Annotated in this window: 18 protein-coding genes; 8 read left to right on the forward strand and 10 right to left on the reverse strand. The window is 32.1% G+C overall.

The window, feature by feature from the left end; genetic code table 11:
* Positions 1–12: 12 nt before the first annotated feature.
* A complete protein-coding gene (locus tag CPIN18021_RS02245; RefSeq protein ID WP_078424319.1) occupies positions 13–1,071 on the reverse strand; it encodes an NAD-dependent epimerase in 1,059 nt (352 codons plus the stop codon).
* A 164-nt stretch (positions 1,072–1,235) separates the two neighbouring features.
* Here CPIN18021_RS02245 and CPIN18021_RS02250 point away from each other — a divergent pair, with 164 nt between their 5' ends.
* The 5 genes from CPIN18021_RS02250 (at position 1,236) to CPIN18021_RS02270 (ending at position 6,897) form a co-directional block, all read left to right on the forward strand.
* Positions 1,236–2,402 carry an efflux RND transporter periplasmic adaptor subunit gene (locus tag CPIN18021_RS02250; protein WP_078424320.1) on the forward strand — a complete coding sequence of 389 codons (1,167 nt, stop codon included), beginning with the start codon at positions 1,236–1,238 and terminating at the stop codon, positions 2,400–2,402.
* 4 nt (positions 2,403–2,406) lie between these two features.
* Positions 2,407–4,329, forward strand: a complete 1,923-nt coding sequence (locus tag CPIN18021_RS02255) for a MacB family efflux pump subunit (RefSeq protein ID WP_078424321.1) — start codon at positions 2,407–2,409, stop codon at positions 4,327–4,329.
* Between the two features lie 499 nt (positions 4,330–4,828).
* Positions 4,829–5,299: a type II secretion system protein gene (locus CPIN18021_RS02260; protein WP_078424322.1), complete on the forward strand. Its 471-nt coding sequence runs from the start codon at positions 4,829–4,831 to the stop codon at positions 5,297–5,299.
* 200 nt (positions 5,300–5,499) lie between these two features.
* On the forward strand, positions 5,500–6,051 hold the full coding sequence (locus CPIN18021_RS02265) for a type II secretion system protein (RefSeq protein ID WP_078424323.1): 552 nt from the start codon (positions 5,500–5,502) through the stop codon (positions 6,049–6,051).
* 129 nt (positions 6,052–6,180) lie between these two features.
* Positions 6,181–6,897, forward strand: a complete 717-nt coding sequence (locus CPIN18021_RS02270; RefSeq protein WP_078424324.1) for a thioredoxin domain-containing protein — start codon at positions 6,181–6,183, stop codon at positions 6,895–6,897.
* A gap of 195 nt (positions 6,898–7,092) precedes the next feature.
* Here CPIN18021_RS02270 and CPIN18021_RS02275 read toward each other — a convergent pair whose 3' ends face one another.
* The 5 genes from CPIN18021_RS02275 to phsA are packed head-to-tail and all read right to left on the reverse strand — an operon-like array spanning position 7,093 to position 12,639.
* Positions 7,093–8,196, reverse strand: coding sequence for a sensor histidine kinase (locus CPIN18021_RS02275; RefSeq protein WP_078424325.1), 1,104 nt, complete (start codon positions 8,194–8,196; stop codon positions 7,093–7,095).
* Positions 8,180–8,851 carry a response regulator transcription factor gene (locus tag CPIN18021_RS02280; protein ID WP_069637747.1) on the reverse strand — a complete coding sequence of 224 codons (672 nt, stop codon included), beginning with the start codon at positions 8,849–8,851 and terminating at the stop codon, positions 8,180–8,182. Before CPIN18021_RS02280 ends, CPIN18021_RS02275 begins: the two co-directional genes overlap by 17 nt.
* Positions 8,851–9,786: an NrfD/PsrC family molybdoenzyme membrane anchor subunit gene (nrfD, locus tag CPIN18021_RS02285; protein WP_078424326.1), complete on the reverse strand. Its 936-nt coding sequence runs from the start codon at positions 9,784–9,786 to the stop codon at positions 8,851–8,853. Before nrfD ends, CPIN18021_RS02280 begins: the two co-directional genes overlap by 1 nt.
* Positions 9,779–10,342: a 4Fe-4S dicluster domain-containing protein gene (locus CPIN18021_RS02290; RefSeq protein WP_078424327.1), complete on the reverse strand. Its 564-nt coding sequence runs from the start codon at positions 10,340–10,342 to the stop codon at positions 9,779–9,781. Before CPIN18021_RS02290 ends, nrfD begins: the two co-directional genes overlap by 8 nt.
* A gap of 11 nt (positions 10,343–10,353) precedes the next feature.
* On the reverse strand, positions 10,354–12,639 hold the full coding sequence (phsA, locus tag CPIN18021_RS02295) for a thiosulfate reductase PhsA (RefSeq protein ID WP_078424328.1): 2,286 nt from the start codon (positions 12,637–12,639) through the stop codon (positions 10,354–10,356).
* 191 nt (positions 12,640–12,830) lie between these two features.
* On the opposite strand from phsA, the gene CPIN18021_RS02300 reads away from it, so the two are divergent.
* Positions 12,831–13,163 carry a cupin domain-containing protein gene (locus CPIN18021_RS02300; RefSeq protein WP_078424329.1) on the forward strand — a complete coding sequence of 111 codons (333 nt, stop codon included), beginning with the start codon at positions 12,831–12,833 and terminating at the stop codon, positions 13,161–13,163.
* 58 nt (positions 13,164–13,221) lie between these two features.
* A complete protein-coding gene (locus CPIN18021_RS08980; RefSeq protein ID WP_193431649.1) occupies positions 13,222–13,428 on the forward strand; it encodes a hypothetical protein in 207 nt (68 codons plus the stop codon).
* Positions 13,429–13,448: 20 nt separating this feature from the next.
* Here the strand turns inward: CPIN18021_RS08980 and dapF are convergent, their stop codons facing one another.
* Positions 13,449–14,195: a diaminopimelate epimerase gene (gene dapF, locus CPIN18021_RS02310; RefSeq protein ID WP_078424331.1), complete on the reverse strand. Its 747-nt coding sequence runs from the start codon at positions 14,193–14,195 to the stop codon at positions 13,449–13,451.
* The gene (coaE, locus tag CPIN18021_RS02315; RefSeq protein WP_078424332.1) at positions 14,192–14,791 is read right to left on the reverse strand and encodes a dephospho-CoA kinase; all 600 of its coding nucleotides are present in this window, start codon (positions 14,789–14,791) and stop codon (positions 14,192–14,194) included. Before coaE ends, dapF begins: the two co-directional genes overlap by 4 nt.
* Positions 14,792–14,860: 69 nt before the next feature.
* Here coaE and purM point away from each other — a divergent pair, with 69 nt between their 5' ends.
* Complete coding sequence (gene purM, locus CPIN18021_RS02320) at positions 14,861–15,847, forward strand: phosphoribosylformylglycinamidine cyclo-ligase (RefSeq protein WP_193431650.1); 987 nt, start codon at positions 14,861–14,863, stop codon at positions 15,845–15,847.
* Between the two features lie 135 nt (positions 15,848–15,982).
* Here purM and acpS read toward each other — a convergent pair whose 3' ends face one another.
* Together acpS and fliL are read right to left on the reverse strand one after the other, a co-directional pair.
* Entirely contained in the window at positions 15,983–16,342 is a 360-nt protein-coding gene (gene acpS / locus CPIN18021_RS02325; RefSeq protein WP_078387441.1) for a holo-ACP synthase, read from the reverse strand.
* A complete protein-coding gene (gene fliL / locus CPIN18021_RS02330; RefSeq protein ID WP_078387442.1) occupies positions 16,339–16,863 on the reverse strand; it encodes a flagellar basal body-associated protein FliL in 525 nt (174 codons plus the stop codon). Before fliL ends, acpS begins: the two co-directional genes overlap by 4 nt.
* Positions 16,864–16,888 lie beyond the last annotated feature (25 nt).

Consider the following 16,888-nt stretch of genomic DNA (forward strand, 5'->3'; position numbering starts at 1 on the left):
AAATGGCATAAATTATATTTTTATGCCATAAAACTCACAATACCAATCTATAAAATTTCTAACTCCATCGTTTATGCTGGTATCTGGCTTATATTCAAAATCATCAACCAAATCTTTAACATCAGCAAATGTAGCAGGAACATCTCCAGCTTGTAAAGGTAGAAAATTTTTCTTAATCCCTTTATTTAATCTTATTTCTATAGCTTTTATATACTCCATAAGTTCTACCGGATTATTATTGCCTATATTGTATATTTTAAATGGCGCACTTGATGTTGCTGGGTCTGGATTGTTGCTATCCCAAGATGGATTTGGTTTTGCTGGATTGTCTACACATTTTACTATACCTTTTACTATATCATCTATGTATGTAAAATCCCTTTTCATTTTTCCGTGATTAAAGACATCTATAGCCTTTCCTTCAATGGCTGATTTTACAAACATAAAAAGAGCCATATCAGGTCTTCCCCAAGGACCATAAACAGTAAAAAACCTAAGTCCAGTCGTAGGTAATCCAAACAAATGGCTATAAGTATGCGCCATCATTTCATTGCTTTTTTTACTTGCAGCGTATAAGCTTATAGGATGATTTACAGCTTCGTGAGTAGAAAAAGGCATATTTGTATTTAGTCCATATACAGAACTAGAGCTTGCATATACCAAGTTCTTAACTTCATTGTGTCTGCAACACTCTAAAATATTTACAAATCCAGTTATATTGCTATCTATATATGCCTTTGGATTTATAAGCGAATACCTAACTCCAGCCTGTGCTGCTAGGTTTACAACACAATCAAATTTTTCTTTTTCAAACAATATTTTTAGTGTATCAAGATCGCATAAATCAGCTTTTATAAATTTCAAATTTTGTTTTGTTTTTGATATTATTAGCTTGTTTTCTTTTATCCCATCTGTATCAAAACCAGCATTTTTTAGCCTTGCGAGTTTTAAGTTTACATCATAATAGTCATTTATGTTATCAATCCCAAATACTTCATCGCCTCTTAAAGATAAGAAATTAGCCAGATGAAATCCTATAAAGCCTGCTGTTCCTGTTATTAAAATTTTCATTATCATTGCCTTATTTTTTATTTTTAAAATTTTATCAAATATACGGTTAAATATATATAATTTAAAAATTTTATTTGCATTTGAATTATCTTTATTTGGCGATTTTAAAAAATATTTAATTTTTGCTACTAAAATTCATATAAAAGCTAGCAAAAGAGGAAAAAATGAAAAAATTATTTAAAATCATGATAATTTGTATATTATTATCAGGCATTGGCTTTTGGGTATATAAAAACTACTTTCAAAAAGATGAAAAGATAGTTTATATCACACAAAAAGCAGAGCTAGGAACACTTACAAAAAGAGTTGAAGCTAGTGGAGAGATATTTGCAACAGAGTTAATTGATGTTGGCGCGCAAGTTGGTGGACAGATAAAAAAGCTATATGTAAAGCTTGGCGACAATGTAAAGCAGGGTGATTTGATAGCCGAGATAGATAGCTCTACACAGCAAAATATGGTGGATAATAGAAAAGCTCAGCTTTTTATATATGAAGCCCAGCTAAATAGCGCAAAGGTAGAAAAACAAACGATAGGATATAAGCTAAATCGTATAAAATCACTCTTTGAAAAGGGTGCTAGTAGCAAGCAAAACCTAGAAGACATACAATCAGCCTACGCCTCTATAAATGCAAAAGTAGCTGAGCTTGAAGCTCAGATAAGACAAGCCAAAATAGCCCTAAACACAGCCCGGATAGACCTAGGCTACACAAAGATAATAGCACCAAAAGATGGAACTATAATTTTTGTCGCGGTAGAGGAAGGGCAGACATTAAATAGTGTCCAATCGGCCCCAACTATCGTAAACATAGCTGATTTAAGTCGCGTAAAAATGAAAATTCAAATAGCAGAGGGCGATATAACAAAAATAAAAGTTGGTGCAAATGTAAGCTATACCATACTAAGTGAGCCAAATAAAACTTTTAGCGCAAAAATAAGCTCTATAGATCCAGCCCTTACCACACTTAGCAACGGTAGATACTCAACAAATGGATCAAGCTTGGAAAATGCCGTTTATTACTATGCTCAAAGCATAGTTGATAACCCATCAGGACTTCTTAGGATAGGTATGAGTACTCAAAATAGTATAGATGTAGCACAAGTAAAAGATGCTGTGATAGTTCCAGCTCTTGCGATAAAGCAAAAAGGAGATAAGAAATTCATAAGCATTTTAAAGCAGGGCGATGTAGTAGAGGAGAGAGAGGTTAAAGTAGGTATAAGTAACAACCTAAGCACTCAGATAATAAGTGGTATAGATGTAGGCGATAATGTTATAACAAGCTCAGGCTCAGAGTCTGAAATAAACTCTATGGTTCAAGATATAAAAAGGTAATCACTTGATAAAACTAGAAAATATACACAAAAGCTTTAAAATAGGCGATAATGAGTTTGAAGCCTTAAAAGGTGTAAGTGTTGAGATAAAACAAGGTGAGATGGTGGCTATCATAGGTCAATCAGGTAGCGGTAAATCAACACTTATGAATATACTAGGCTGTCTTGATAGCCCTACAAGCGGTGTTTACAAGCTTGATAATGCTGATATTTCTAGTTTTAGTAAAGATGAATTAGCACGATTAAGAAGAAAGAAGTTTGGCTTTATCTTTCAGCAGTATAATCTTCTTGGAAGTTTAAATGTACTTGAAAATGTAGCACTTCCTAGCATATATGCAGGAGAGAGTAAGCAAAGTAGAGAAGAAAGAGCGCTAAAAAATTTACAAACACTAGGACTTAGTGAAAAATCTCAAAATGCTATAAATAAGCTATCAGGCGGACAGCAACAGCGTGTGAGTATAGCAAGGGCTTTGCAAAATGGTGGTGAGATCATACTAGCAGATGAGCCAACAGGGGCTTTAGATAGCAAAAGCGGACTGGTAGTTATGGATATACTTACTAAGCTACATGAACAGGGTCATACGATAATAATAGTAACCCACGACCCCAAAATAGCACAATATGCAAGTCGTGTTATTGAGATAAAAGACGGGCTTATTATATCAGATACCACAAAAGATGAAAAAATATCTGAGTATAAAAAACAAGATATAAAATCAAAACCATCTTTTTTAGCCTTCAAAGATAGGATTATTGAGAGTTTTAAGATGTCTATATCAGCAATGCTTACAAACAAAATGCGAAGTATTTTAACTATGCTTGGTATCATCATAGGTATAACAGCTGTCATAAGTGTGGTAGCACTTGGAAAAGGCTCTCAGGAGGAGATACTGGCTGGAATTCGTAAAATAGGCACTAATACGATAGACATATATCCGGGTAAGGGCTTTGGAGATCTGCGTTCAAACCGAGTTAGAAGTCTAACTATAAGCGATGTTGAGGTGCTAAAGCAACAAGCTTTTTTAGATGCCGTTACCCCAAACACATACACAAGCGGAGTTATAACCTATGGCTCGGTTTCGCTTACTGCTAGTTTGAGCGGTGGTGGAGATCAAGGACTTGAAGTAAATGGTCTAAAACTAAAAAGAGGAAGAGTTTTTACACCAGAAGAGGTAAAAGAATCAGCTCCAGTTATAGTCATAGATCAAAACAGCGTAAAAGAGCTTTTTAAAGGCAAAGATCCGATAGGGCAAAAGGTGCTTTTTAACAGACAACCTTTTGTCGTTATAGGTATTTTAGACGAAGATGATGGTTATAGGGATAATAGCATTTTGCGAATTTATGCCCCTTATACAAGTGTTATAAATCGCTTAACAGGAAGTAGATATATAAACTCAATAACCGTTCGCGTAAAAGATGATGTAAATGCCCAAATAGCGGAAAAAAATATCATAGCATTGCTTAGCGCAAAACACGGCAAAAAAAACTTTTTTACAAGAAATAGCGATACTATAAAAAAAGCCGTAGAAGAGACTATACAAACAATGCAAATCCTAATCTCAGGCATAGCGCTTATAAGCCTTATTGTTGGTGGTATAGGTGTTATGAATATTATGCTAGTTTCGGTTACTGAAAGGACAAAAGAGATAGGTATAAAAATGGCAATAGGGGCTTATGCAAGAGATATACTTCAACAGTTTTTGATAGAAGCTGTGATTTTGTGTATAGTGGGAGGAAGTATAGGTATAGGCTTTTCTTATTTTGTAGGATATGTGGCTGATGATTTGCTTGGCTATAAGATGATATTTTCAAATGAGTCTATCGTGATAGCACTTTTTACATCTACAGCTATCGGTGTTATTTTTGGTTATATGCCAGCTAAAAATGCCTCAAAACTAAATCCAATAGATGCATTAAATAGGACATAAGCTTGATTATATTAAGAGCAATGGCTAGGAGTTTTGTTTATAATAAATTTGTTAGACAATGAAATCACAAGATTTAAAACATTTTGGATACAACGAAACAAAAGGAGACTTTACTTTATACATAAATTTAAGTGATAATGGAACCTTGTGTATACATATAGATAGACTAAAACTCTACCAAATTTTTAAAATTATAAAATATTAAACTGCTTTGCTTATTTGGGTTTTTTGTAAATACAGCATTTATAAGGTCTCCTATAGCTATGTCATATTTTCTATTTTATTGATATCAAAAGTATAAATATGTATTTTGGCTTTAGCACTATTTTATAAAATATTTTTTGTGGTTTGTCTATCATATTAAAGGCATTTAGGTAACCAAAGATATGTAATATAATATTTAAAATTAATAATATTTTAATAATTCATTAGTATAATTCGCCAAATGCTTTATATAAATGTATATAGGGTATTATATATTTTTACAAAAGGAGAAACCATGAAAAAAGGTTTTACTATGATCGAGTTGATCTTCGTGATCGTTATATTAGGAATTCTAGCAGCTGTTGCTGTACCAAGGCTAACAGCTACAAGAGATGATGCTGAGGTAGCAAAAGCAGCTACAAACCTAACTACACTTGTAAGTGATATCACATCTTACTATACATCACAAGGTGATTTAGCCAGTAAAATAAAAGATATGACAAATGTTCAAGTAGATGAAAACCCTGATTTAACCGCTGAGTTAATTTCAGCAGGAAAAAAATGCATAAAAGTGGAAGGTAAAAAAGCAACAGATGCAACAGGAGCAACAGGAGCAACAGGAGCAACATTGACTATATCAAAAGGAGATGACAAAGACAAGGCTATATGTTCTAAACTTTATAAGATGAGAAGTATATCTGACCTTCTAGGCACCGACGATAAAGGCAAAGAGATACAACTTGGTGGAACAGGAATAAATTACTAATAAAATTTAACCTAGTTTTTAACTAGGTTATAAAACTCACTCAATGTGTTGTGCTTAATATTTTTTTTATATATCTTAATGAGAATCAATCAATTAAATCTTATTTAAACTTTTGAATATCAAAATTTATATCATTGTTTATATAAATTATGCTAAGATAAAAGCTTATATAAACATAATTTTACTAAGCTAAGGGATTTATGAAAAAAGCTTTTACTATGATAGAGCTCATATTTGTTATAGTCATACTAGGTATACTAGTAGCTATTGCAATTCCTAAACTAATAGCAACTAGAAATGAAGCCGAGATAGTAAATGCAGCCAAAAACCTAAGCACCTTTGTAAGTGATATAGGTATGCACTATACATCCCGAGTAAGTTTATCTGATAACCTAGAAGATATGACAAATGTCCGTGCTATAAGGAAAAATGAATATAATGGCTACTACTATCTTATGACTAATGGCAAAGAGTGCATAAAAATACGACTTATATCAGAAGATAAGATAAATAGCACACCTCCATATCTAGAGATAACACAAAACGAAGCGACTAAGCATGATCCTTTATGTCAAAAGATAATACAATACAAAAGCATTCAAAATATAATGAGTACGCAGTTTAAATACATACAAAAAACAAATAAAATAGTAGCTCAAGATAGAGGTTCGGCAACTCCTGTTTTTATCACAGAATACACACCTGAAGTAATAACAGGCATACCTCTTGGTATGTCAAACATTAAGTGGTGATACCCACTCCCTAAACATAGCCATCAAAACTATGTTTTTGCTATATGTTAGAATAAATTTTATAAGAGATTTAAAAGACATTTAAAAGAATAAAATATAATAAATTTAAAATTTTTAAAAAGGAAAAAAATGAAAAAAGTTTTGATGACAAGCTTGGTCGCGGCTAGTTTTGCATTTGGTGCTAATGACACACAAATAATTGAGTTTTATGGTAATGTTTTACCAGAAAACCTTAAAGCTACTGTGCAAGAAAGAAAAGCACTAGATAGTTCATCGGGTGTAGAAAGTGTTATTGTAAATATAAGCGATGGTAAGGTTACTCAAAGCGATGTGATTTTTACAAAAGGGGATTATGTGTTTCCTGATGTGATAGATGTCAAAAAAGGTATGAGTTATAAGGCATCTTTTGGTGAACAAATGCTAGAAAAAAATCTTTCAAAAGTCTATAAAGAAGAGGATAAAAAATACATAATATCACTAGGAAAAGATAAGAAAAATCCTACAAAAGTTATGTTTAGTGATCCTGAATGCCCTTATTGTAGAGCTGAATTAAAAGAGATAGAAAAAACACTAAAAGATACAAACCTAAAGATCATCATAACACCAGTGCATGATAAAAGCTCTCTTCAAAAAGCACATCTTATATACAAAGATATAGCAAAAGCAAAATCAGATAGTGATAAGGTCAAGATACTAAGAAAATACTTTGATGAAAAATACGAAGTTAAAGATGGCTTGGTCAGCGATAAAGAGGTTGAAAGTATCGATAAACTTAGACAAAAATACTTCGCTACAGGTGTAAGAAGTGTGCCTAAGTTTGTAGATGAGGCTAAGTTATTAAAATAATTCAAATAAAGTTAGGATTTTCCTAACTTTAGCCTTTAAAATATCCATAAATCCGACTAATACCCGATCTTAAAATCCCAAATATTGTCTGTAACTTTTAAACCAGTCTATACTAGAAAAGTATATTTATATCTTTTATACCTTATCCGAAATCTTGTATTTTATTTTGAGTTTTTGCTTTGAGTTTTGACTGTATTAGATTTTAAATGTATAAGTAAAAATACTACCTTCATTTGGCTTTGAAACTACATTGTATTTTATATCATATTTTAAGCAAATTTCTCTTACTATATTTAGCCCAAGCCCGAAACCACCCTGAACCAAATCCTCTCTTTCATATCTTTTAAATACACGATTTGTATCTTTTATACCATATCCAAAATCTTGTATCTTAAAAACCGCCAAACCATTTTCTTTTATCAAACTAACTACTACTTTTGAGTTTTTTGGACTGTATTTTATAGCATTTATGATATTGTTATCTATAATTCTTTGCAAGGCTAATTTACTCATCAAGACAGATATATCACTATCTATATTTTTATCAATCATAATATCCTTAGTGTCAGCAATGGAGAGCAAAAACAAAACCCTACGCTCCAAATACTCACTAAAATTTATACTCTCTACTGGAAATTTAATATGCCCTTTTTTTATATAATACTCAACATCTTCGTAAGCTATCTGCATTTGCTTTAAAGCATTTTGTATACGTTTTGTGTGTTTGTTTGTAATTCCTATCATTTCTAAGTTTATACTAGCTACACTAAGCGGTGTTTTTAGCTCGTGCATAGCATCATTAAAAAAATTATTCATATATTTTTGTGCTTGTTTGTATGGTCTAACACTTGCTATATAAAATGTATAAAATATAAAAACAACCAAGACAAGAGTAAAAACTAGCATTATAAGAAATATAAATAGATTGTGCTTGTTTGAAATTTCTTGAGATATGACTATAAAATAAGGAACCTTGTTTTTAAAAAAGAAATTCTTATAAAAAAGATAACCATCTTCTTGCATTGTAACAAATTTAAAATCACTTGGTTGTTTTGATAGGTTTGAAAATACCGGCTTTAAGCTTGTATCATAAATAGCATAGTTGTATATAACTGAATTTGGTAATGTCTTATCTGAGATAAAATTGTAAGTTACCTTTTCTTCAAAACGCATAATTGAAAAGATATTTTTTAAAATTTCATCTTGGTTGATTATACTTAAGGTATTAAAACCCTTAAAGACAAACAAAAGCATTATTAGTAAAGATGCAAGTATTGGTATCTTAAGCTTTTTTAGCATCTATTTTATATCCTATACGCCTTTTTGATGATATAAAACTACTAGATGTTTTATTTCTTATCTTTAATATATGCATACGGATATCTGCTTCTTCTATGTTTTTATTTTCCCATACATTTTCTATCAAGTCCGCAATGCTAACATAAACATTTAAGTGTGATATAAGATACTCTACAAGTTGTAACTCTTTTGCACTTAAATCTATTGCGTTGTTATTCTTGTCAGATAGAGTTCTTTTATGTATATTAAAACTAAAATCCTCGTTTAGATAGACAATATTTCTATCATCAACATTGTAATATTTTCTTAAAAGCTCTGCGACTCTAAGCTTGAGCTCTGCTAACTCAAATGGTTTTTTAAGATACTCGTTACAGCCTAACTCATAGCAAATAGCCATATCGTTTATATCAACAAGAGAGGTCATAATCATAATAGGGGTTTGGATATCTAGGTTTTTTATATATTTCATAACTTCAAAGCCATTTATATTTGGAACTTTGATATCAAGTATAAAAAGATGGTAAAAGCCATTTGCTATCTTATCACAAGCTAAAGCTCCATCAGCAACCGAATCAACCTCATATCCAAGAGAGCATAAGTATTCACTTACACTCTCGCTAAGTTCTATATCATCTTCTAACAGTAAAATTCTCATTAAATTCCTGTAAAAATTTGTCCGGCATAAACTATATAGCATCTAAGTAAAACGACACCAACTAAAACTAAAAAAGTGTTAAAAACTATAACACCTTGTTTATAAGTATGCCCTTTTAATGCTGTTAAGTCTATTAAAATAGGCATTAATAATCCAAGCCCTACAACACCTATCCAAAAGATTGCAGATATGCCTCCTGTTGTTAAAGCATTTTTTGCAAATAATGCTGCATTTTCGCTGGTAGAAAATACAAATATAAACAATACCACTATCAAGGCTATTTCAAAAAATATGGCAAATAAATCAAGCTTTAAAAGTGTGGCGATAGATGATTTGTCTATATCGTTTTTAAATGATAAAATTCCAAAAAATATACTTGCTGCAATACCAGAACTAAAGCCTGAAACCAAAAATAGTATAGGAAGTATATAATTACTCCAAAGAACTATCTTGCTAACGGCACTTAGTAAAAATCCGGTATAAACACCAACACCAATAGCTAAAATAAAAAGGAATAGTTCAAGTAAATTTAGAAGTCTTGTTTTGGCGATAGTGTTTATAATGCTTTTTAAAGGCGCTAAAAACTTAACATCTCTAAATGCATAGATAGCATACACAAAAGCCAAAGGTGTATAAAATAAAAGTAAAGCAACACCGATAGACATAACAGATTTAAAGTTGTATTTTAATAAAATCCAATAAAAATCAAAAGGCTTACCAAGGTCAAAAACCAAAAGTGCAAGACCTATGCTTATGCTAAGCGGTGCGAGCAAAGAGGCTGATTTAAAACATGCATCATTTTTATCACGCCATCTTTGAATGATAGCTACCATCATAGCACCAGCACTAAGACCAGCCAAAAATAGATAAATGGCGATAGGCCACGGCCAATAAATTTCATTATACTGCAACATACTTCCCCACATATTATTCATGGCTTTCTCCTTTAGTGTTTGCAACCATAGCAAGTCTTGGTCGTGTGCTTAAATGCTCTTTTGGATAATAAACTTTTTTCTCTTTTAGTTTTTTAGAAATTTCTGAGTTTTCATCGTTTGCATCTCCAAATACAAGAGCATCAGTAGGGCATACACTAACACAAGCTGGCTGCTCGCCTCTTCCTAGTCTACTCTCATAACAAAATGTGCATTTTCCTATCTCTCCATCAGGCAAGACAAATCTAGCATCATAAGGACAGGCTAGAATACAGTATTTACAAGAAACACAAATTTTGTGATTTAGTAATGTTACGCCATCTTCTGTCTTAAAACTAGCGCCGGTAGGACAAACATCAACACAAGGTGCATCTTCACACATAACACAGCTATGGCGTAAAAAATCCATCTTTAAATTCGGAAAAGTTCCAATCATCTTGGTATGAACTTGCAAGCGATATAATCCTCTAGGAACTGAGTTTTCACTTCTGCAAGCAACCGAACAAGCTTGACAACCTATGCATAAATTTTCATCGTGTAACATTAAATATTTTTTCATATCATCATCCCCTAAGCTTTTACTATATCAACACCGACATTTGTAACCATAGTTCCTGCAACCAAACCCTCGGCAGGATTAAGCAACTTGCTATCATTTGTTCCAATACCATTAGTTCTAGTCATCCCTGGAGTAATATGCCCAAATCCGTGATATACAAACAAAGTATCTTCTCTAATACCCTCTGTTATAAATACTTTTCCTTTTTCTTTGCCGTGTTTGTTTTGTAAAAATACATCATCACCATCTTTTAGACCTTTTTTTGCGGCTGTTCTTGGGTTTATCCAGATAGGTGCGCTTTTCATCATATCATTTAAAAATGGAATATTTTGAGTATGACCGTTTGTATGAATAGGGGTTTTACCATTTGTTAGACAAAGTTCATGTCCTTCGAATACATCTATATCATTTGTGTTTAAGCAACCATAACCAGGAAATTGTTTTTCTACATCTTCGCTAAACAACTCTATCTTTCCACTTTTTGTTTTTAATTTTGCCATCTCATCCATAAGACCATTTGCGCCTACAAATTTACTAGCATACGGGAATGTTTTTACAAACTTATCAACCGAATCTTTTTCTCTATATAAGATACCAGGCACTTTCCAAGTGATATATCCATCTTTTTCAAGAGTTGCGAGAAGATCTACATTTCCTTTAACTTGTTGCATACGCCAATCTCTTATAGTATCCCAAGTATAGTTTTGGTCTATTTTCATTTTTCTAGCTAACTCTCTAAATATACTAGCCCCATCTTTTGTGTCTCCGATAGGCTCTACTATCTTATTTCTTATCATATAAGCTGGTTTTTGACTTGATTTGTCTTGTATGCCCTCATCTCTTTCAAGATATGTGCTTTCAGGCAAGATAACATCAGCAAAAGTCGCCATATCGTTTAGATAAATATCACTAACTACTATAAAATCCAATTTTTTAAGCGCTTCTATGCTCTTATCTGTCCCCGCGACATTTATAAGATGGTTAAATCTTATATTAAACCAACCTTTTACTGGATATGGCTTTTCGCTTAAGATACTATCTGCGATATCCATCAAAACACCGTGATTTTTGCCTATAAATTTATGCTTTCCATCTTCTCCGGCAAAGTCTATACGCTTAACTTTTGGTGCTTTGAAATTTTTATCTGGGTTTGTTATCTCTGGAAAATCACTTGTTCCTGTAAGTTTATTAAAGGTTTTTGCTTTTTTACCACTAAAAAGACCACCTTTAACCTCCCAGTTACCCATCATAGCATTTGCAACCATAATAGCTCTAGTCCTCATATATTCAGCTCTAGTTGTCGTGGTTTTGTGACCAAAATCTATAATAACTCTAGGTGCAGCTTTCCAAATTTCAGTAGCTATACGCTCAACAGTTTCGGCTGGTATGCCTGTTATTTTTTCTTGCCACTGCGGAGTTGTGTCTTTTGTAGCTTCAACAACTTTATCAAAACCTATTGTAAAATCTTGTATGAATTTTTTATCATAAGTATCTCTTTTGATCCAAGTATGTATCAATGACATAACAAAGGCTATATCAGTTCCTGGTTTTACAGGTAGCCACTCATCAGCCTTAGATGCAACCACACTAAATCTAGGCTCTAAAACTAAAAGTTTTGTATCTTTTTTATCGGCAAATTTTGCAAGTTTTTTTGCATCAGATATAACGATACCCTCAAATAAATTATGTCCGAAATTTACGATATATTTTGCATTCCCATAGTCTCTTTTTAGTTTTGCATCTCCATACATATGAGAGCATACCATTTGATATGTTATAGGACAGCAAGAAAGGTGAGAAAATACATTTGGCGAACCATAAGAGTGTGCGAAATTTGTCATAAGCTTATGAGTATCTGAACTTTTACAGGTAAAAACAAAACTTTCAGGACCATATTTTTGTTTTATCTCATTCATTTTTGTAGCAACCAAATCAAGAGCCTCTTCCCAGCTAGCCTCTCTCCATTTTCCTTCTCCACGCTCTCCGGCACGAATAAGAGGCTTAACTATACGCTCTGGATCATAAAGCTGATTATGTCCTGAGCCTCCTCTTGCACAAATAGAAGTTTTTGTTCCGCTTGCTTTGCTATTTCCTTGTATAAAAACATTTTTACCATCAACAACACGACCCTCTATAGGACAACGAGTAGAACACATTTCGCAAAAGCTTCTGGTAAAACTCTCGCTACCCTTTAAAGCACCAGCTCCAACACTAGCCAATGAGCCAGGTGTAATACAGGCTGCAGCAGCACCAGCTGTTGCGGTGGATTTTAAAAAATTTCGTCTTGAAAAATCCATATCTTCTCCTTTAAAAAATATTTTATTTTTGTTGATTTTATAACTTTTACGTAAATTTATAGTAAAATTAAACTTAAATCTAAAATATAATTTTTAATTTTTATTATTTATGCAAAACATTATCAAAAAACTTAATTTTTATCAATGATTTTTCTCCTTTTTTATTATATTATTATAAAAAAGGAGAAAAAATGGAAAAATTAAGTTGGAATGTTAAAAATTTTAGTGACATAGATGTAGTAAAAATGCTTGAAACAAAAGACACAAAAGAGATAAGAATTTGTATGCAAAATGGCTCTATAATGAAAGAACATCAAGCACCGGCCCCTATAAGTATACAGGTTTTAAAAGGTAAAATAACGCTAGGCGTAGAGAGTGAAAAATTTGAATTATCAGAGCTTGAAATGATAGCTTTAAATGCAAATATGAAACACTCACTAACAGCTTTGCAAGATAGCATAATAAGGCTAAGTTTAAGTAAAAATGATGATGTTAGCCGAGTTTTTAAGGTTTTAAATAAGTAAAATACTTTAATCTAAAAAGTAATTTTTAAAGTAAAGTTTGTTTAGTATTTTTAATCTAATGCAAGAACTTGTATGCAAAATGGCTTACGATACAAAAAATCAAGCCCCTATAAGCATACAAGTTTTAAATCGCAAAACAGGGAGTGACAAATTTGAGCTAAATAAACTTAAAATGATAGCTTTAAATGCAAATACAAAACACTCACTAACAGCTTTTCAAGATAGCATAAGGCTAAGTTTAAGCAAAAATGATGATGTTAGCTGAGTTTTTGATGTAAATTTAAATCAAATATCAAAATTTACATCAAAGCAATGTTTTACAAAACCCCTAAAAAGTATCTTGTTATTTTTAAACTCAAGCCCGAGTTTTTCGCCACTTTTTGGATATACATTTATCTTTTTAGAAAGGTTTAAATTTAAAATCCCTCCATAAAAACAAGCAGCCATTCCTGTGCCACAAGCAAGTGTTTCACCCTCAACACCACGCTCGTAAGTTCTCACAAAAAGCTCATCATTAAAAATCTTTGCATAATTTACATTTGCATTATATTTGTGTCTTAGTTGTTTGCAAATTTCAATATCAAACTTATCCAAATCATCTACATAACATACCAAATGAGGCACACCGGTGTCATAAAAATACCATTTAAAGTCAAACTCATCTATAATATTATCACTAAGTATCTTAAGGCTTGTAAGCTCGACCTCAACATCTAAAGAGACATTTACACCAATATCTCCACTACCTGTTTTTATAAAAAAACTTCGATACGCCAAACCATTATCAAAGGCATATCTTGCAGCAGCTCTTGAGCCGTTACCGCACATATTTGCGATACTTCCATCGCTATTGTAAAACTCCCATTCAATATGATCTTTATCAATGCCAGGTTTTAATACAATAAGCCCATCAGCACCAACTCCGTTTTGTCTATCGCAAATTTTTCTAGCTAGTTCGCTTCTATCTTTGGTTAAAAATGTATGAAATATAACAAAATCATTTCCACTTGCATTGTATTTTGATACTATCACTGCATATCCTTGTTTATCTGATTTAAAAACATCTTGGCTTGTTCTTTTAGATTATCAAAATCCTTGCTATTATCTATCACATAATCAGCCATTTTTCTTTTAGTTTTCATATCAATTTGTTTATCAAGCCTAGCTTGTATTTGCTCTTTTGTTAGGTTGTTTCTTTTTGATATACGATCAAATAAAATCTCATCAGGGGCATAAACCACAACTACATTTTTAAATCTCTTATCGCCACATTTTTCAAAAAATACAGAAATTTCAACAAAATATGGCTTATTTTTTAACTCATTTTTTTCACACTCAAGATAGACTCTATCCATTATCTTTGGATGTATGAAATTTTCTAACTTTTCAAGCTCGTTTTTGCTATTAAAAACAAGTTCGCCAAGCTTTGTTCTATCAACCTTATCATCTTTGATAAACTCTTTTGAAAATATCTCTGATATATCTTTTATGCTTTCATCTAAGATCAAATGCCCTATCTTATCAGCATCTATAACATCATACCCAAGTTCTTTTAGTATATTACAAAAGCTTGATTTTCCACTGCCGATAGTTCCTGTTATCACATATGCTTTGTTAAATTTATTCATCATTATGCCTTGAGTTTTAATCCGATTTTAGCAAATTTTAGATAAAATCGAGCAAATTTATAAGGAGTTTTGATGATAACATATAAAGATGCTGGGGTTGATATAGATGCTGGAAATGATTTTGTAAATGCGATAAAACCACATGTAAAATCAACTTTTACGCCACTTGTTCTTGGGGGGATTGGTTCATTTTCTGGAGCTATTAAGCTTCCTACTGGATACAAAAATCCAGCTATTTTAGGCGCTACTGATGGAGTTGGAACAAAATTAAGACTTGCTATTGATACAAATCGCCTTGAAAATGTTGGACAAGACTTGGTTGCTATGTGTGTTAATGACTTAATTTGCAATTTTGCAACACCTTTGTTCTTTTTAGATTATTATGCTACTTCAAAACTTGATATAAAAAGCGCACAAATAGTAGTTGAGGGTATAGCAAAAGGATGTAGACTCGCACAATGTGCATTAATAGGCGGAGAAACTGCTGAAATGCCATCTATGTATAAAAAAGATGATTTTGATCTAGCTGGTTTTGCTGTTGGAATGGCCGAAATAGATGAGATAGACAGAAGTAAATTTGTAAAAGAGGGTGATGTCTTGATAGCCCTGCCATCTAGTGGACTTCATTCAAATGGCTACTCTTTGGCTAGAAAAGTGCTAGATGTAGCAAAGCTTAATTTAGATGACAAGATAGATGGAAAAAGTATAGCCGATATGCTTTTAGAACCTACTAGAATTTATGTAAAAGAATTTTTAGAATCAAAAGACAAAATAAATGCACTAGCACATATAACAGGCGGTGGCTTGGTAGAAAATTTACCAAGAGTATTTCCTGATGGCATAGGTGCTAAGATAGATAAAAGCCTTATTAAAACACCTAAAGTATATGATATATTTAAAGGTCATGTTGATGATAGTGAGCTATTTAGAACATTTAATATGGGTGTTGGTATGGTTATAGTTGCATCAAAACAAAATGCAGATGAAATTTTACAAAAAACAGATGGCTACTTCATAGGAGAAATTATAAAAGGAAGCGGAGTTAGCTTTAGCTAATTTATAGCTTTTACAATGTAAGACATTGTTGATATGTCTTACTACTTTGCCTTTGGAACAATATATTATTGTTGATTTTTAAAATTTTATTTACTAGCGAGTAAAATATATGATGATATATTTTATAAGCAACTTTTATGGTTTATCTAATGTTTGCACTACAACAACCGCTATAGCAAAACCACCATCGTGGCTTATACTAAGGGCTGAGTTTTTTATGCCAAAGCTTTTTTTGACTTTATCGCTAAAGTCTATAATGGGTGCGTTTTTTTTATCTTTTGTGATGATGATATCAAAAAAGCTACACTCAGTACCTATGCCTACACCCAAGGCTTTACTTGCCGCTTCTTTTGCTGCCCAAAGACCAGCTATACTTGCATCATTTTTTGCTATAGATATCTCGTGTTCGCTTAAAAAGCGTCTTAGAAAATTATCTTTAAAACGCTCGTTAAGCTTTGAAATTCTATCTATAGATATGATATCTACACCTATCATTGCACCACAAAATCAGTAAAATATATGTTTTTGATATAGCCATCACTTAAAACTTCATTTATCTTACCTACTATCTCATCTTTTAGTTTGTCTTTGCCTTTTGCTGTGCTTACTTCTTCAAATGTCTTTGATGATAGAGTTCGTATGATAATATCTCTTAAAAGTGCTTTTTTCTTGTCTAATTCTGCCATAAGTGATTCATTGCTTTGCTCTAAGTCTATTTTTGTTTTTAAAAATCTTGAGCCGTTCTCACTTAGTAAATTCACTATGAATTGATCAAGTGGATAAATAGGTCCCATATTCATATAGTCGCTACTTCTTTTGCCTGGCATTCTTGATTTTGGTGCTGTTTGAGAGACTTGTTGCTGCATTTGTGTGTTTTCATCATCTCCTGATAATAAAAATATTATAACACCACCTATAGCTAGTAATAAAACAATAACTACACCTATAATTGCTATAATAAGCCCTTTGCCACTTTTTTTGGTTTCTTCTTTTACTTCTTTTTCTTCATCTGCCATCTATACTCCTTAGCTTTTTTGAATT

This window comes from Campylobacter pinnipediorum subsp. caledonicus (genome assembly GCF_002022005.1).
Classification (GTDB): Bacteria; Campylobacterota; Campylobacteria; order Campylobacterales; family Campylobacteraceae; genus Campylobacter_A; species Campylobacter_A caledonicus.

What these genes read in the sequence shown, in the direction of transcription:
- CPIN18021_RS02245 (WP_078424319.1), bottom strand. Translation starts at nt 1,071, where the DNA reads ATGAAAATTTTAATAACAGGAACAGCAGGCTTTATAGGATTTCATCTG.
- CPIN18021_RS02250 (WP_078424320.1), top strand. Translation starts at nt 1,236, where the DNA reads ATGAAAAAATTATTTAAAATCATGATAATTTGTATATTATTATCAGGC.
- CPIN18021_RS02260 (WP_078424322.1), top strand. Translation starts at nt 4,829, where the DNA reads ATGAAAAAAGGTTTTACTATGATCGAGTTGATCTTCGTGATCGTTATA.
- CPIN18021_RS02265 (WP_078424323.1), top strand. Translation starts at nt 5,500, where the DNA reads ATGAAAAAAGCTTTTACTATGATAGAGCTCATATTTGTTATAGTCATA.
- CPIN18021_RS02270 (WP_078424324.1), top strand. Translation starts at nt 6,181, where the DNA reads ATGAAAAAAGTTTTGATGACAAGCTTGGTCGCGGCTAGTTTTGCATTT.
- CPIN18021_RS02275 (WP_078424325.1), bottom strand. Translation starts at nt 8,196, where the DNA reads ATGCTAAAAAAGCTTAAGATACCAATACTTGCATCTTTACTAATAATG.
- CPIN18021_RS02280 (WP_069637747.1), bottom strand. Translation starts at nt 8,851, where the DNA reads ATGAGAATTTTACTGTTAGAAGATGATATAGAACTTAGCGAGAGTGTA.
- nrfD (WP_078424326.1), bottom strand. Translation starts at nt 9,786, where the DNA reads ATGAATAATATGTGGGGAAGTATGTTGCAGTATAATGAAATTTATTGG.
- CPIN18021_RS02290 (WP_078424327.1), bottom strand. Translation starts at nt 10,342, where the DNA reads ATGAAAAAATATTTAATGTTACACGATGAAAATTTATGCATAGGTTGT.
- phsA (WP_078424328.1), bottom strand. Translation starts at nt 12,639, where the DNA reads ATGGATTTTTCAAGACGAAATTTTTTAAAATCCACCGCAACAGCTGGT.
- CPIN18021_RS02300 (WP_078424329.1), top strand. Translation starts at nt 12,831, where the DNA reads ATGGAAAAATTAAGTTGGAATGTTAAAAATTTTAGTGACATAGATGTA.
- CPIN18021_RS08980 (WP_193431649.1), top strand. Translation starts at nt 13,222, where the DNA reads ATGCAAGAACTTGTATGCAAAATGGCTTACGATACAAAAAATCAAGCC.
- coaE (WP_078424332.1), bottom strand. Translation starts at nt 14,791, where the DNA reads ATGAATAAATTTAACAAAGCATATGTGATAACAGGAACTATCGGCAGT.
- acpS (WP_078387441.1), bottom strand. Translation starts at nt 16,342, where the DNA reads ATGATAGGTGTAGATATCATATCTATAGATAGAATTTCAAAGCTTAAC.
- fliL (WP_078387442.1), bottom strand. Translation starts at nt 16,863, where the DNA reads ATGGCAGATGAAGAAAAAGAAGTAAAAGAAGAAACCAAAAAAAGTGGC.